Source organism: Stenotrophomonas sp. 57 (assembly GCF_030291075.1).
Lineage (GTDB): Bacteria > Pseudomonadota > Gammaproteobacteria > Xanthomonadales > Xanthomonadaceae > Stenotrophomonas.
In genome coordinates, this window is sequence record NZ_CP127407.1 from 3,842,796 (window position 1) to 3,857,117 (window position 14,322).

Consider the following 14,322-nt stretch of genomic DNA (forward strand, 5'->3'; position numbering starts at 1 on the left):
ACCATGTTCGCCTACTACGCCCGATTGGCGGCGCGCAGTTTCCGCCGCAACAAGGTCCTGACCGCGCTCATGGTGATCGCCATCGCGCTCGGCATCGGCGCCTCGATGACCACCCTGACCGTGTTCCACGTCCTGTCCGGCAACCCCATTCCGGACAAGAGCGAGCGCCTGTTCTACGCGCAGATCGACCCACGGCCCCGCAACGGCTTCGGCCTTGAGGAGGAACCGGAAGAGCAGATGACGCGCTATGACGCCGAAACGCTGCTGCGCGAAGCGAAAGCCGAGCGCCAGGTGATGATGACTGCCGGTGATGCAACGATCGAACCGGACAACAGTACGCTCAAGCCGTTCTCGATCGATACGCGCTGGACCTCGGCCGACTTCTTCCCGATGTTCAACGTGCCCATGCAATACGGACGGCCGTGGACCCGCGAGGACGACAACGGGCGGGCCCGCGTGGCCGTCATCTCCAAGGCGCTCAACGAGAAGCTGTTCCAGGGCGCGAACAGCGTCGGTCGCGAAATCCGGCTCGAGGGCAATGCGCTGCGCATCGTCGGCGTCATGAATGCCTGGAACCCGGAGCCACACTTCTTCGACCTCACCACCGGCGCGTTCGGCAAGGAAGAGGATCTGCTGGCGCCGATCTCCACCTCGTTCGATCTCCAGCTGGGCAGCAATGGCAACATGAACTGCTTCGGTGAAAATCCCGACGGCGCCAACAGCTACTCCGTCAACGCGCCCTGCGCCTACCTGCAGTACTGGGCAGAGATGGATCCGTCCAAGGCCGGCGACTACCGGCGCTATCTGGAGAACTACTCCAGCCTGCAGCGCCAGGCCGGCCGCTTCGAACGCCCGGTCAACGTCCGCCTGCGCAACGTGATGGAGTGGTTGGACTTCAAGGGCGCGGTACCCAGCGACGTGCGGCTGCAGCTGTGGCTGGCCCTGGGCTTCCTCGGCGTCTGCCTGGTCAACACGGTCGGCCTGCTGCTGGCCAAGTTCCTGCGCCGCAGCGGCGAGATCGGTGTGCGCCGCGCGCTGGGCGCCAGCCGCGGCCAGATCTTCCTGCAGTGCCTGGTCGAAGCCGGTGCCGTGGGTGTGGTCGGCGGCGTGCTCGGCATCGGACTGGCCCTGCTGGGGCTGTACGCGGTCCGCCAGCAGCCCGTCAGCTACGCGCAGCTGGCCCACCTGGATGGCAGCATGCTGGTGCTCGCGCTGGGGCTGACGCTGCTCGCCAGCCTCGCCGCCGGCTTCCTGCCCGCCTGGCGCGCGATGCAGGTCACTCCCGCCATCCAGCTCAAGTCGCAGTAAGCACGAGAACGAGGACCTCCCATGGACATCCGCCCCATCCTCAGCACCCTGCGCCGGCACAAGACCGCTGCCGCGCTGATCGTGCTTGAAATCGCCCTGACCTGCGCCATCGTCTGCAATGCCCTGTTCCTGGTCAGCCAGCGCGTGGAGCGCATCAGCCGGACCAGCGGCATGGCCGAAAACGAGCTGGTCCTGGTCCGCGTGACCGGCGTCGGCAAGCAGACCGATGCCGCCGCCCGCACCCGCGAGGATCTGGCGTCGCTGCGCGCCATCCCCGGGGTCACTGCGGTCAGCGTGATCAACCAGGTGCCGTTCCGCAACAGCTCGTCCAACACCAGCATCTCGCGCGAAATGAACCAGGAACGGCCGACGGCCAGCGTCGGCATGTACACGTTCTCCGAAGATGCCTTGCGCACGCTGGGCCTCAACCTGGTTGCCGGCCGCGACTTCCAGCCGGCCGAGTACTTCGACTTCGACAACCTGAGCAAGGCCAACGGCACGCCGGTGATCCTCAGCCAGGCCGCCGCGCACAAGATGGCGCCGGACGGCAATGCGCTGGGCAAGACGTACTACATGGGCAAGCAGACGGTGAACGTGGTCGGCATCGTCGATACGCTGGCCACGCCCAATGGCTGGGGCAACAACTGGGATGACACCATGATCATGCCGGTGCGCCGCGTCTTCGGCGATGGTATCTACATGCTGCGCACCGATCCTGCGCGCCGCGATGAGGTGCTCAAGGCCGCACTGTCCGCCCTGGACCGCAACGACCCCAACCGCCTGATCCGCGAGAAGCAGTCGTTCACCGACCAGCGCGAGGACTTCTTCAAGAACGACCGGGCAATGGTCGGCCTGCTGATCACCGTCTGCGTAGCGCTGCTGGTGGTTACTGCGCTCGGCATCGTCGGGCTTGCCAGCTTCTGGGTGCAGCAGCGCAGCAAGCAGATCGGCATCCGCCGCGCACTCGGCGCCACCCGTGGCCAGATCCTGCGCTACTTCCAGACCGAGAACTTCCTGCTGGCCACGTTGGGCATCGTGCTGGGCATGCTGGCCGCCTACGCGATCAACCTGGCACTGATGAACCTGTACGAGCTGCCGCGCATGCCGCTGCTGTACCTGCCGCTGGGCGCCCTGCTGCTGTGGACGCTGGGCCAGGTCGCGGTGTTCGGCCCGGCGCGCCGCGCTGCGGCGGTCCCCCCCGCAGTCGCCACGCGCGGAGCCTGAGATGCGCACACGTCTGATGACCCTGCTGATGCTCCTCCCACTGCCGGCAGTTGCCGGCGGTGGCAGCGCAAGCAGCCTGCAGTGGCAGCAGGGCGAGGCCCGGCTGGCGCTGAACTCGACCGAAGGGCAGATCCAGGTGGAGGCCGCGCGCCCGGAGCGCCGATTCGGTGTCCGCCGCGGGGACCGCATCCTGCGCGTGGATGACACGCCCGTGTACCAGATCGATCACCTGTCCCGGGCGCTGATCGATTCCCCCGCCGCGCGGGCCTACCTGCTGCTGCGGCGGGAGCGACGGCTGGTGAGCGTCGCGGTGGATGTGGACGCCTGGCGCCAGGCACTGGACGCTCCGCCGCCGCCGCCGCCGCCGCCCCGCCCGTGAGAAGCGGCAACGCCTGCATGGCCACGGCTTTGGCTATGCTTGATGGGTGGCGCCGGGCTCTCCCGGCGTACGGACACGAACGGCTCCAACGGCGCCGCCCCTCCCTTTCTGCAGAACCGCTTGATGCCTGCGATCCTGATCATCGACGACAACGCCAGCGTGGGCACCGCGCTGGACGTGCTGTTCTCCCTGCACGACATTGACACCCTGCAGGCGCAGACGCCCGCCGACGGGTTGGCGCTGCTTGAATCACAGCCGGTCGACCTGGTCATCCAGGACATGAATTTCAGCGAGGACACCACCTCCGGCGAGGAAGGCGAGGCGCTGTTCGCGCAGATCCGCGCGCGCCATCCGGACCTGCCGGTGATCCTGCTCACGGCGTGGACCCATCTGAGCAGCGCCGTGGACCTGGTCAAGGCCGGTGCCGCCGACTACCTGGCCAAGCCGTGGGACGACCGCAAGCTGCTGACCACGGTCAACAACCTGCTGGAACTGTCCGAGGCACGCCGCGAACTGGACCGCCGGCGCGCGCGTGAACTGCGCCAGCGCAATGCGCTGGAAGCGAAGTACGACCTGTGCGGTGCGGTGGTCGCCGACCCCGCCAGCGAGCGTGTGGTCACCCTGGCCTGCCAGGTTGCACGTTCGGAACTGCCGGTGCTGATCACCGGCCCCAACGGCGCCGGCAAGGAAAAAATCGCGCAGATCATCCAGGCCAACTCACTGGTCGCCAAGGGGCCGTTCGTCGCGGTCAACTGCGGCGCGCTGCCCTCCGAACTGATCGAAGCCGAACTGTTCGGCGCCGAAGCCGGTGCCTACACCGGTGCCAACAAGGCGCGCGAGGGCAAGTTCGAAGCTGCCGACGGCGGCACGCTGTTCCTCGACGAGATCGGCAACCTGTCGCTGGGCGGCCAGATGAAACTGCTGCGCGTGCTGGAGACCGGCCGCTTCGAACGCCTGGGCTCCAACCGCGAGCGCCAGGTCAAAGTCCGCGTGGTCAGCGCGACCAATGCGGACCTGCCAGCGATGATCCGCGACGGAACCTTCCGCGAAGACCTCTATTACCGCCTCAATACGGTGGAACTGGTGCTGCCGCCGCTGGCCGAACGCCCGGGCGACATCATGCCGCTGGCCGAGCGCTTCCTGACCGCCGGCAAGCCCCTGTCCAGTGCTGCCACCGCGGCGCTGCAGCGGCACCCGTGGCCGGGCAACGTGCGCGAACTGCGCAACGTGATCCAGCGCGCCGAACTGCTGGCCACCGGCAACCGCATCGACGTGGCCGATCTCAACCTGCCGCGCGCGGCCGTCGCTCCGCGCCCGGCACCCAGCGCAGGCAATGATCCCGACCGCGCACGCATCGAGGATGTCCTGGCGCGCAACCATGGCGTCATCGCCCAGGCTGCCGCCGAGCTCGGCCTGAGCCGCCAGGCGCTGTACCGGCGCATGGACCGCCACGGTATTCCGCGCGAATGAAACGGCGCTCGTTCACTTTCCGCCTGTTCCTGCGCCTGCTGCCGGTCTTGGCACTGGCTGCGGCACTGCCGTGGCTGCTGGCCTACTGGATGGACCATGGCTGGGTGGTGACCACGGTATCGGCGCTGATCCTGCTGTCACTGATGTGGTGGACCCTGCGCCGGGCGACCGCCCCGGTGCGGTCATTGATGCGGGCCCTGGCGGGCACGACCAGCAGCTATCGCGACGGCGAATACAACTTCGGTGTGCACTGGCCCGGCAATGACGAGCTCGGCGACCTGGTACAGGCACACCGCGAACTGGGCGATGTACTGCGTGAGCAGCGGCAGGGGCTGGTGCAGCGTGAGCTGCTGCTGGACACGATGGTGCAGAACACGCCGGTGGCCATGCTGCTGATCGCCTCCGGCGGTGATGGCATCGCCCGCGTGGTGTTCTCCAACCTGGCCGCGCGCAAACTGCTGCACGGCGGCTGGAAGCTGGAAGGCCAGCGTCTGGAAGATGTGCTGGAACAGGTACCGGTGGAACTGCGCGATGCCATCGCCCGCGGCGGCGACAGCCTGTTCGCGGTGCATGCCGAGGGCGAGGACGGCGATGAGGATGACGAGCAGGTCTACCACCTCTCGCGCCGCGCCTTCCAGCTCAACGGCCGCCCGCACGACCTGCTGCTGGTGCGGCTGCTGACCGCCGAACTGCGCCGCCAGGAGGTGCAGACCTGGAAGAAGGTGATCCGGGTGATCAGCCACGAGCTCAACAATTCACTGGCGCCGATCGCCTCGCTCGCCCACTCCGGCGGCGTGCTGGTGCAGCGTGAACGCTTCGACCGGCTGCCGGAGATCTTCACCACCATCGAGGACCGCGCGCGCCATCTGGAAGGCTTCATCCGCGGCTACGCACGCTTTGCCAAGCTGCCGCAGCCGCAACTGCAGACCGTGCACTGGGCACCGTTCCTGTCCAGCCTGCGCCAGCAGATTCCGTTCACCATGGAGCGCGAGCCGGACGAGGAGCTGAGCAGTCGCATCGACATCGCGCAGTTCGGACAGGCGTTGTTGAACCTGCTCAAGAACGCGCATGAAGCGTGCGCCGAAGCCGATCCACCCAACGACGATGTGCAGGTGCAGCTGACGCGGCTGCCGCAGTGGCTGCGCCTGGACGTGCTGGATCGCGGCAAGGGCATGAACGAGCAGGTGCTGCAGAACGCGCTGATGCCGTTCTATTCCACCAAGCGCAACGGCACCGGGCTGGGGTTGGCGTTGACCCGCGAGATCGTGGAAGCACACGGCGGGCGCGTGTCGCTGCAGAACCGCGGCGATGGTGGGTTGTGCGTGTCGATCCTGCTGCCGGTGGGCTGAGCGGGCCGATCGGGTGGATCCACGCCGTGCGTGGATGTGCCGACCAAGGTCGGCACCTACCAAACCTGCCGCATCGCCACCCGCAGGTGCATCGGAAACCCCAGCACGGCCTCTTCGGCCATCACCGACTGCAGTCCGGCACCCCATGCTGCCTCCGGCACGGTGACGAACCCTTCGCTGGCATAGAAGTCGGCATTCCAGGGCACGTCAGACAAGGTAGTCAGCACCGCTGCCGCGTAGCCCTCGGCCCTGGCCTGCGCCAACGCATGGCGCAACAACGCGCGACCATGACCCTGCCGCGCGTGCGCAGGATCCACATCCATCTGCAGCACGTGGAACTCACCGGCCAGTTCGCCGGCAAGCAGATAGCCGGCGATCCCACCGCCAGCCGCATCCACCACCCACAGCTGCCGGCGCTCAAGGCCTTCCTGCAGCGTCGGCAGGTCCAGGCCATGACCGGCAAATAGCGGATAGGCCTCATGGCCCTTCAGCAGCTCACCGGCGCGCTGTTCGATCCCCGGCAGCACGCCGAGTTCATCGGCGCTTGGAACCCGTGGCTCAGGACTTCTTGATCGGGCGCTTCCAGCCATCGACGGTGTCCTGTCGTGCACGGGCCAACGTCAGCTTGCCGTCCGGCGCGTTGCGGGTGATGACCGAACCGGCGGCAATGGTCGCGCCGTCACCAATGGTCACCGGTGCTACCAGCGAACTGTTGGAGCCGATGAACGCGTTGTCGCCGATGGTGGTGGTCGACTTGTTCACACCGTCGTAGTTGCAGGTGATGGTGCCGGCACCGATGTTCACCTTGCTGCCGATCACCGCGTCACCCAGGTAGGTGAGATGGTTCGCCTTGCTGCCGACGCCGAGGGTGACCTTCTTGGTCTCGACGAAGTTGCCGACGTGCACGCCATCGGCCAGCACGGTACCCGGCCGCAGGCGTGCGAACGGCCCGATCTGCGCGGCACCTTCGGTCACCACGCCTTCCAGGTCGCAGTGCGCGCGCACCTCGGTGCCGGGCCCCAGGTTGACGTCCTTCAGCCGGTTGAACGGGCCGACGGTGACGCCGTCACCCAGCACGATGTGGCCTTCCAGCACGACATCAACATCGATCAGCACGTCGCTGCCGACGGTGACGGTGCCACGGATGTCGAGCCGCGCCGGGTCGCGCACACGTGCGCCCTGCGCGCACAGCGCACGTACCGCTCGACGCTGCCAGGCACGCTCCAGCTGCGACAGCTGCCACGGATCGTTCGCCCCTTCGGCTTCCTGCGCGTCGGCCACCAGCGCCATCTCGGCCGGGGTGTACTCGTGCGCGGCGAATGCGAACACGTCGGTCAGGTAGTACTCGCCCTGCGCATTGTGGTTGGACAGCTGCGACAGCCAGCGGCGCAGCGCAGTCGACTCGGCGGCGATGATGCCGGTGTTGATCGTGCGCACGCGCAGCTGGTCGTCGGTGGCGTCCTTCTGCTCGACGATGGAGCCGACCTTGCCTTCGGCATCGCGCAGCACCCGCCCGTAGCCGGTCGGATCATCGACTTCGGCCACCAGCACGGCCAGGCGGCCTGGCTGGGCCAGCAGGTGGCGCAGCGTGTCCGCGCGGATCAGCGGCACGTCGCCGTACAACACCAGCACCTGCGCCGCATCCGGCACTTCCGGCATCGCCTGCGCCACCGCATGGCCGGTGCCCAGCTGCTGCACCTGTTCGGCCCACAGCAGGTCGGGCTGGTCGGCGAAATGCTGGCGGACGGCTTCCCCGCCGTGCCCATGCACCACGTGGATGGCGGCCGGCTGCAGTTCGCGCGCCGCGGCGATCACGTGGGCCAGCATCGGCTGGCCGGCAATCGGCTGCAGCACCTTGGGCAACACGGATTTCATGCGCTTTCCAGCGCCGGCGGCGAGGATGATGACGTGCAGGGCTTGGGTCATGGGAGCGGCGGTCCGTGGTTCGTTGCCGGTGATTCTAGAGCGTGGGCCGTTAACATGGGCATCCCTTTTCCTTCGCCAAGCTGATGAGCCTCGTCCGCCAGGGAAGCGCCTATCTCGCCATCGGAATCGTGCAGTTGCTGCTCGATTGGCTGGTGTTCGTGGCCGCCACCGCGCTGGGGATGCCGGTTGCTCCCGCCAACGTGATCGGACGCCTGGCCGGCATGCTGCTGGGCTTCTGGCTCAACGGCCGCTATACCTTTGCCGAGGCGGGCGCCCACAAACTGGGCTGGAAACGCTTTGCACGCTTCTTCGGGCTGTGGCTGCTGATGACGGCGGCAAGCACGCTGCTGGTGAGCCTGGTCAATCATGCGCTGGGCCTGCAGTACACCTGGCTGGCCAAGCCACTGGTGGAAGGTGCGCTGGCCTTCGTGTCGTTCCTGCTGATGCGCTACGTGGTGTATCGCTGAGACGAGGCGGGATTCGGGATGCCGGATTGGGATCGGGAACGGTAGAGTCGACTGTTGGGCGACTGCTCTTCCGTGAGGTCGCGAAAATCCCGCGCTGCGCGCGGTAGTCGACTAACAGTCGACTCTACCCAATCGGCTCTTCCCCGCTCCAAACAAAAACGCCGGCACAAGGCCGGCGTCTTCGTGGATGCAGCGCGTGAACCTCAGTGCTTGAGGGTCTTGCGCAGGCGTTCCAGGGCCTGCAGCTGGACAACAGCTTCAGCCAGCTTCTGCTGGGCTTCGGCCACTTCCATGGCTTCACCGCGGTTGGCCAGGATGCGCTCGGCTTCTTCCTTGGCCTTGCGGACCGAGGCTTCGTCAATGTCCTGCGCGCGGATCGCGGTGTCGGCCAGCACGGTCACCACCTGCGGCTGCACTTCCAGGATGCCGCCGGAAATGGCGAAATCCAGCTGCTCGCCGTTCGGCGTGGTCACCACCACCTTGCCCGGCTTCAGGCGGGTGATCAGCGGCGCGTGCTTGGGCGCGATGCCCAGTTCGCCCAGCTCACCGGTGGCCACGACCAGGGTCGCTTCGCCACGGAAGATTTCCTGCTCGGCGCTGACGATGTCGCAACGGATCGTGCTCATGCAAATCTCTTCGCTGTTCGCGGCGGCGCAATGCCACCGTGGGGGTCCACCGGCGCGGGCGGTTGCCCGGCGCCGGCGTCAGGTCGGGCAGGATCGCTCCCGCCCGTCCCGGATCAGGCCTTCTCGGCCATCTTCTTGGCCTTCTCGACCGCTTCTTCGATGCCGCCGACCATGTAGAACGCCTGCTCCGGCAGGTGGTCGTACTCGCCATCGACGATGGCCTTGAAGCCACGGATGGTGTCCTTCAGCGGCACGTACTTGCCCGGCGAACCGGTGAACACTTCGGCCACGTGGAACGGCTGGCTGAAGAAGCGCTCGATCTTACGGGCGCGCGACACGGCCTGCTTGTCCTCTTCGGACAGCTCGTCCATGCCCAGGATCGCGATGATGTCCTTCAGTTCCTTGTACTTCTGCAGGGTCTGCTGGACGCGCTGGGCGGTGTCGTAATGCTCGTGGCCGATGACCAGCGGGTCCATCTGGCGGCTGGTGGAGTCCAGCGGATCGACGGCCGGGTAGATACCCAGCGAGGCGATCGAACGCGACAGGGTGACGGTCGAGTCCAGGTGGGCGAAGGTGGTCGCCGGCGACGGGTCGGTCAGGTCGTCCGCGGGAACGTAGACGGCCTGGATCGAGGTGATCGAACCGTTCTTGGTCGAGGTGATGCGCTCCTGCAGGACGCCCATTTCCTCGGCCAGGGTCGGCTGGTAACCCACGGCCGACGGCATACGGCCCAGCAGTGCCGACACTTCGGTACCGGCCAGGGTGTAGCGGTAGATGTTGTCGACGAACAGCAGGACGTCCTTGCCCTTGCCGTTTTCGTCCTTCTCGTCGCGGAAGTACTCGGCCATGGTCAGGCCGGTCAGGGCGACGCGCAGACGGTTGCCCGGCGGCTCGTTCATCTGGCCGTACACCATCGCCACCTTGTCGAGGACGTTGGAGTCCTTCATTTCGTGGTAGAAGTCGTTGCCCTCACGGGTACGCTCACCCACGCCGGCGAACACGGACAGACCGCTGTGCGCCTTGGCGATGTTGTTGATCAGCTCCATCATGTTGACGGTCTTGCCGACGCCGGCGCCGCCGAACAGGCCGACCTTGCCGCCCTTGGCGAACGGGCACATCAGGTCGATGACCTTGATGCCGGTTTCCAGCAGCTCGGTGGCCGGGGACTGGTCCTCGTACGACGGCGCCGCACGGTGGATTTCCCAGTTGTCGCTGGCAGCCACCGGGCCGGCTTCGTCGATCGGACGGCCGAGCACGTCCATGATGCGGCCCAGGGTGCCGGCGCCGACCGGCACCGAGATGCCACGACCGGTGTTGGTGGCGACCAGGTTGCGCTTCAGGCCGTCGGTGGAACCGAGGGCGATGGTACGCACCACGCCGTCGCCCAGCTGCTGCTGGACTTCAAGGGTGATTTCGGTGTTGTCGACCTTCAGTGCGTCGTACACCTTCGGCACCGACTCACGCGGGAATTCGACGTCGACGACCGCGCCGATGATCTGAACGATCTTGCCCTGACTCATTGCTGCATCCTCTAAATGTGTGCTTTGAACGAACGCGGTCAGACTGCTGCCGCGCCGCCGACGATTTCGGAGATTTCCTGGGTGATCGCTGCCTGGCGCGCCTTGTTGTAGACGAGCTGCAGGGTGCCGATCAGCTTGTTGGCGTTGTCGCTCGCCGCCTTCATCGCAACCATGCGTGCTGCATGCTCGGAGGCGACGTTTTCCAGCAGTGCCTGGTACACCAGCGACTCGATGTAACGCGTCATCACGTGCTCCAGCACGGTCGCGGCATCGGGTTCGTACAGGTAATCCCAGTCGTGGTGAGCGACCTGCTTCTCAGCCGGCGGCAGCGGCAGCAGCTGATCGAAGCTGGCCTTCTGCGTCATGGTGTTCACGAAGCGGTTGTAGACCAGGTACACGCGGTCGACCTTGCCTTCGGTGAAGGCGTCGAGCATGACCTTGATCACACCGATCAGCGATTCCAGCTTCGGCACGTCGCCGATGTGGGTCACGCTGCCGACCATGTTGACCTTCACGCGGCGGAAGAAGGTCGATGCCTTCTGGCCGATGGTCACCAGGTCCACTTCGGCACCCTTGTCCTGCCATGCCTTGGCTTCGCCCAGCATCTTGCGGAACAGGTTGTTGTTCAGGCCGCCAGCCAGGCCGCGATCGGAGGAGATCACGATGAACCCGACCCGCTTGACCTGCTCGCGCTCGACCAGGAACGGATGCTGGTAATCGGTGCTGGCCTGGGCCAGGTGGCCGATCACCTGCTTCATCGCCTGCGCGTACGGACGCGAGGTCTTCATCCGATCCTGCGCCTTGCGGATCTTGGAGGCCGAGACCATTTCCAGGGCGCGCGTCACCTTGCGGGTGTTCTGCACGCTCTTGATCTTGGTTTTGATTTCGCGTCCGCTTGCCATCTCTTGTTTCCCGTGGCGCGGGGCTGATGCCCCGCGTTGTTCAACCGTCTGAGCGGGGCGAGCCCCGCTCTACGAGCGCTGGATTACCAGCTGCCGGTGGTCTTGAACTCGGCGATGCCCTTCTTGAAGGCACCTTCGATGTCGTTGTCCCAACCGCCGGTGGCGTTGACCTTGCTGACCAGCTCGCCCTGGGTGTTGGCGAAGTGGGCGTGCAGGCCTTCTTCGAACGCCAGCAGCTTGTTGACCGGCACGTCGTCGAGGTAACCCTCGTTGACGGCGTAGATCGACAGCGCCTGGTTGGCGATCGACATCGGCGCGTACTGCTTCTGCTTCATCAGCTCGGTAACGCGCTGGCCACGCTCCAGCTGCTTGCGGGTCGCTTCGTCCAGGTCCGAGGCGAACTGCGCGAACGCAGCCAGCTCACGGTACTGGGCCAGCGAGATACGGATGCCGCCCGACAGCTTCTTGATGATCTTGGTCTGGGCCGAGCCACCGACGCGCGACACCGAGATACCGGCGTTCACGGCCGGGCGGATGCCGGCGTTGAACAGGTCGGTTTCCAGGAAGATCTGGCCGTCGGTGATCGAGATCACGTTGGTCGGAACGAAGGCGGACACGTCGCCGGCCTGGGTTTCGATGATCGGCAGCGCGGTCAGCGAACCGGTCTTGCCGGTGACCTTGCCTTCGGTGAACTTCTCGACGTATTCCTCGGACACGCGGGCAGCGCGCTCGAGCAGACGGGAGTGCAGGTAGAACACGTCACCCGGGTAGGCTTCACGGCCCGGCGGGCGCTTCAGCAGCAGCGAGATCTGGCGGTAGGCGACGGCCTGCTTGGACAGATCGTCGTACACGATCAGCGCGTCTTCGCCGCGGTCCATGAAGTACTCACCCATGGTGCAGCCCGAGTAGGCGCTGATGTACTGCATGGCAGCCGATTCGGAAGCGGTCGCGGCCACCACGATGGTGTGGGCCAGCGCGCCGTTCTCTTCCAGCTTGCGCACGATGTTGGCGATGGTCGACGCCTTCTGGCCGATCGCAACGTACACGCACTTGATGCCGGTGCCCTTCTGGTTGATCACCGCATCGATCGCCATCGCGGTCTTGCCGGTCTGGCGGTCGCCGATGATCAGCTCGCGCTGGCCACGGCCGATCGGGATCATGGCGTCAACCGACTTGTAACCGGTCTGCACCGGCTGGTCGACCGACTTGCGCCAGATCACGCCCGGAGCAACGCGCTCCACCGGAGCAGTCAGGTCGGTGCCCAGCGGGCCCTTGCCGTCGATCGGCTCGCCCAGCGCGTTCACGACGCGGCCCAGCAGTTCCGGACCGACCGGCACTTCCAGGATGCGGCCGGTGGTCTTGGCGACGTCACCTTCGCGCAGGTGCTCGTAGTCACCCAGCACCACGGCGCCGACCGAGTCGCGCTCCAGGTTCAGGGCCAGTGCGAAGGTGTTGTTCGGCAGTTCGATCATTTCGCCCTGCATCACGTCGGCCAGACCGAAGATGCGCACGATGCCGTCGGACACGCTGGTCACGGTGCCTTCGTTGCGCGATTCCGCGGCCAGCTTGACCTTCTCGATGCGGTTCTTGATCAGTTCGCTGATTTCGGAGGGGTTGAGCGTGGTTGCCATCGTCAAGTCCTAGTGCCGGCAGCGGGGCCGGACGTTAAATGAATTCAGTTAGCGAGCGCGGTCTGCAGACGGGCCAGCTTGCCCTTCAGCGAACCATCGATGACCACGTCGCCGGCGTCGATCACGGCGCCGCCGATCAGCGAGGCATCGACCGCGGTGGTCACGTCGACCTCGCGGTTGAAGCGCTTGCGCAGCGCGGCCTTGATCGCGTCCAGCTCACCGGCCGACAGTTCTGCGGCCGAGGTGACGGTGGCCTTGACCACGTGCTCGGCTTCGGCGCGCAGGGCGTCGAACATGCCGGAGATTTCCGGCAGCAGCGGCAGACGATGCGATTCGGCCAGGACGGCCAGGAAGCGCGAGTAGGTCTCGCCGTGGGACACCGGCGCCAGCAGGGCGACGGCGTCGTCACGACCCAGCTCCGGGTTGGCGAGCAGGGCCGCCACGCGCGGGTCGGCGGCGACGTGGGCGGAGAACGCCAGGGCGTCCGACCACGGCGCGAACGCGCCTTCGTCGCGCGCGGTCGCGAACGCGGCGCGGGCGTACGGGCGGGCAAGCGTGAGGGCCTGGCTCATCCTTAGATCTCCGAGGCCAGCTCGTCGAGCAGCGCCTTGTGGGCGTTGGCGTCGATTTCGCGCTTGAGCAGCTTTTCGGCACCGGTCACGGCCAGCGCGGACACCTGCTTGCGCAGATCTTCACGGGCACGGTTGGCGGCGGCGTCGATTTCAGCCTGGGCCAGTTCCTTCTGACGGGTGGCTTCGGTGATCGCTTCGTTGCGGGCAGCATCGACGATCTGGTTGGCACGTGCGTGGGCCTGATCGATGATCTCGTTGGCCTTGGTGCGTGCTTCCTTCAGCGCTTCGTTGACCTTCTCCTGCGCCTGGGCCAGATCTTTCTGGCTGCGGTCGGCAGCAGCGAGGCCTTCAGCAATCTTCTGCTGGCGCTCTTCGATCGCGTTCATCAGCGGCGGCCAGATCTTGGTCGCGATGATCCAGATCAGACCAGCGAAGGCGAGCGCCTGCGCAAGAAGGGTGAAATTGATATTCATGGTTAGCTCGATCGCTGGTTTCGGGGTGGACGCGCCGCCATAGCGGCGCATCCGGCCTTCATCCGAAACCGGGTGCATCAGCACCCGGTCGTCTCAAACCGCTGTATCAGCCGGCCAGAGCCTTGGTGACGGCGCCAGCAAAGGCAGCCGACAGCGGGTTGGCGAAGGCCAGCAGCAGGCCGACGGCGACCGAGATGATGAACGCGGCGTCGATCAGGCCGGCGGTGATGAACATGCGGACCTGCAGGACCGGGATCAGTTCCGGCTGGCGGGCGGCCGACTCCAGGAACTTACCAGCCATGATGGCCAGACCCAGACCGGCGCCCAGCGCGGCCAGGCCGATCATGATGCCGACGGCAAGGGCGGTGGAGCTCTGAATCTGCGCGAAGTTGGTCAGGACGGCGAAGTACATGGTTATCTCCAGGAACTTAAGTTGCTAAGGGTGATGAAACGGATGAAGGTTGAAACGCGTTGA

At 66.2% G+C, this 14,322-nt stretch carries 15 protein-coding genes; 6 read left to right on the forward strand and 9 right to left on the reverse strand.

From position 1 onward, the window contains the following. Nucleotides 1-3 precede the first annotated feature (3 nt). The 5 genes from QP512_RS17630 to QP512_RS17650 all read left to right on the forward strand — a co-directional run bounded on the left by QP512_RS17630 (nt 4) and on the right by QP512_RS17650 (nt 5,730). The gene (locus QP512_RS17630) at nt 4-1,308 is read left to right on the forward strand and encodes an ABC transporter permease (RefSeq protein WP_286069975.1); all 1,305 of its coding nucleotides are present in this window, start codon (nt 4-6) and stop codon (nt 1,306-1,308) included. Between the two features lie 21 nt (nt 1,309-1,329). Continuing rightward, the gene (locus tag QP512_RS17635) at nt 1,330-2,532 is read left to right on the forward strand and encodes an FtsX-like permease family protein (protein ID WP_049466609.1); all 1,203 of its coding nucleotides are present in this window, start codon (nt 1,330-1,332) and stop codon (nt 2,530-2,532) included. Between the two features lies 1 nt (nt 2,533). Then, nucleotides 2,534-2,911 carry a PDZ domain-containing protein gene (locus QP512_RS17640; protein WP_286069978.1) on the forward strand — a complete coding sequence of 126 codons (378 nt, stop codon included), beginning with the start codon at nt 2,534-2,536 and terminating at the stop codon, nt 2,909-2,911. A gap of 123 nt (nt 2,912-3,034) precedes the next feature. Further along, nucleotides 3,035-4,381 (forward strand): sigma-54 dependent transcriptional regulator, encoded by a 1,347-nt coding sequence (locus QP512_RS17645; protein WP_286069979.1) that lies wholly within the window; start codon nt 3,035-3,037, stop codon nt 4,379-4,381. Beyond that, on the forward strand, nt 4,378-5,730 hold the full coding sequence (locus QP512_RS17650) for a HAMP domain-containing sensor histidine kinase (protein WP_286069980.1): 1,353 nt from the start codon (nt 4,378-4,380) through the stop codon (nt 5,728-5,730). The genes QP512_RS17645 and QP512_RS17650 overlap by 4 nt, the downstream gene beginning before the upstream one ends. Nucleotides 5,731-5,786: 56 nt before the next feature. On the opposite strand, the gene QP512_RS17655 is transcribed toward QP512_RS17650, so the two are convergent. After that, nucleotides 5,787-6,320 (reverse strand): GNAT family N-acetyltransferase, encoded by a 534-nt coding sequence (locus QP512_RS17655; RefSeq protein WP_286069981.1) that lies wholly within the window; start codon nt 6,318-6,320, stop codon nt 5,787-5,789. Beyond that, complete coding sequence (gene glmU / locus QP512_RS17660) at nt 6,289-7,656, reverse strand: bifunctional UDP-N-acetylglucosamine diphosphorylase/glucosamine-1-phosphate N-acetyltransferase GlmU (RefSeq protein ID WP_286069982.1); 1,368 nt, start codon at nt 7,654-7,656, stop codon at nt 6,289-6,291. Before glmU ends, QP512_RS17655 begins: the two co-directional genes overlap by 32 nt. Nucleotides 7,657-7,739: 83 nt before the next feature. Between glmU and QP512_RS17665 the strand changes: the two genes are divergently transcribed. Beyond that, complete coding sequence (locus tag QP512_RS17665) at nt 7,740-8,123, forward strand: GtrA family protein (RefSeq protein ID WP_286069983.1); 384 nt, start codon at nt 7,740-7,742, stop codon at nt 8,121-8,123. 203 nt (nt 8,124-8,326) lie between these two features. Here QP512_RS17665 and QP512_RS17670 read toward each other — a convergent pair whose 3' ends face one another. From QP512_RS17670 to atpE, 7 genes are all read right to left on the reverse strand, one after another. Next, nucleotides 8,327-8,749, reverse strand: a complete 423-nt coding sequence (locus tag QP512_RS17670) for a F0F1 ATP synthase subunit epsilon (RefSeq protein ID WP_005411127.1) — start codon at nt 8,747-8,749, stop codon at nt 8,327-8,329. Nucleotides 8,750-8,862: 113 nt separating this feature from the next. Then, nucleotides 8,863-10,269 carry a F0F1 ATP synthase subunit beta gene (gene atpD, locus QP512_RS17675; RefSeq protein ID WP_049429233.1) on the reverse strand — a complete coding sequence of 469 codons (1,407 nt, stop codon included), beginning with the start codon at nt 10,267-10,269 and terminating at the stop codon, nt 8,863-8,865. 38 nt (nt 10,270-10,307) lie between these two features. Next, nucleotides 10,308-11,171, reverse strand: a complete 864-nt coding sequence (gene atpG / locus QP512_RS17680; protein WP_006471334.1) for a F0F1 ATP synthase subunit gamma — start codon at nt 11,169-11,171, stop codon at nt 10,308-10,310. An 83-nt stretch (nt 11,172-11,254) separates the two neighbouring features. Beyond that, on the reverse strand, nt 11,255-12,802 hold the full coding sequence (gene atpA, locus QP512_RS17685; protein WP_008266965.1) for a F0F1 ATP synthase subunit alpha: 1,548 nt from the start codon (nt 12,800-12,802) through the stop codon (nt 11,255-11,257). Between the two features lie 44 nt (nt 12,803-12,846). Further along, on the reverse strand, nt 12,847-13,374 hold the full coding sequence (locus QP512_RS17690) for a F0F1 ATP synthase subunit delta (RefSeq protein ID WP_286069985.1): 528 nt from the start codon (nt 13,372-13,374) through the stop codon (nt 12,847-12,849). A 2-nt stretch (nt 13,375-13,376) separates the two neighbouring features. Then, on the reverse strand, nt 13,377-13,847 hold the full coding sequence (locus QP512_RS17695) for a F0F1 ATP synthase subunit B (protein WP_005419512.1): 471 nt from the start codon (nt 13,845-13,847) through the stop codon (nt 13,377-13,379). 106 nt (nt 13,848-13,953) lie between these two features. Beyond that, nucleotides 13,954-14,259 (reverse strand): F0F1 ATP synthase subunit C, encoded by a 306-nt coding sequence (gene atpE, locus QP512_RS17700; protein WP_005411133.1) that lies wholly within the window; start codon nt 14,257-14,259, stop codon nt 13,954-13,956. Nucleotides 14,260-14,322 lie beyond the last annotated feature (63 nt).

Coding starts and splice junctions, on each gene's coding strand:
- QP512_RS17630 (WP_286069975.1), top strand. CDS start 4: ATGTTCGCCTACTACGCCCGATTGGCGGCGCGCAGTTTCCGCCGCAAC.
- QP512_RS17635 (WP_049466609.1), top strand. CDS start 1,330: ATGGACATCCGCCCCATCCTCAGCACCCTGCGCCGGCACAAGACCGCT.
- QP512_RS17640 (WP_286069978.1), top strand. CDS start 2,534: ATGCGCACACGTCTGATGACCCTGCTGATGCTCCTCCCACTGCCGGCA.
- QP512_RS17645 (WP_286069979.1), top strand. CDS start 3,035: ATGCCTGCGATCCTGATCATCGACGACAACGCCAGCGTGGGCACCGCG.
- QP512_RS17650 (WP_286069980.1), top strand. CDS start 4,378: ATGAAACGGCGCTCGTTCACTTTCCGCCTGTTCCTGCGCCTGCTGCCG.
- QP512_RS17655 (WP_286069981.1), bottom strand. CDS start 6,320: ATGGCTGGAAGCGCCCGATCAAGAAGTCCTGAGCCACGGGTTCCAAGC.
- glmU (WP_286069982.1), bottom strand. CDS start 7,656: ATGACCCAAGCCCTGCACGTCATCATCCTCGCCGCCGGCGCTGGAAAG.
- QP512_RS17665 (WP_286069983.1), top strand. CDS start 7,740: ATGAGCCTCGTCCGCCAGGGAAGCGCCTATCTCGCCATCGGAATCGTG.
- QP512_RS17670 (WP_005411127.1), bottom strand. CDS start 8,749: ATGAGCACGATCCGTTGCGACATCGTCAGCGCCGAGCAGGAAATCTTC.
- atpD (WP_049429233.1), bottom strand. CDS start 10,269: ATGAGTCAGGGCAAGATCGTTCAGATCATCGGCGCGGTCGTCGACGTC.
- atpG (WP_006471334.1), bottom strand. CDS start 11,171: ATGGCAAGCGGACGCGAAATCAAAACCAAGATCAAGAGCGTGCAGAAC.
- atpA (WP_008266965.1), bottom strand. CDS start 12,802: ATGGCAACCACGCTCAACCCCTCCGAAATCAGCGAACTGATCAAGAAC.
- QP512_RS17690 (WP_286069985.1), bottom strand. CDS start 13,374: ATGAGCCAGGCCCTCACGCTTGCCCGCCCGTACGCCCGCGCCGCGTTC.
- QP512_RS17695 (WP_005419512.1), bottom strand. CDS start 13,847: ATGAATATCAATTTCACCCTTCTTGCGCAGGCGCTCGCCTTCGCTGGT.
- atpE (WP_005411133.1), bottom strand. CDS start 14,259: ATGTACTTCGCCGTCCTGACCAACTTCGCGCAGATTCAGAGCTCCACC.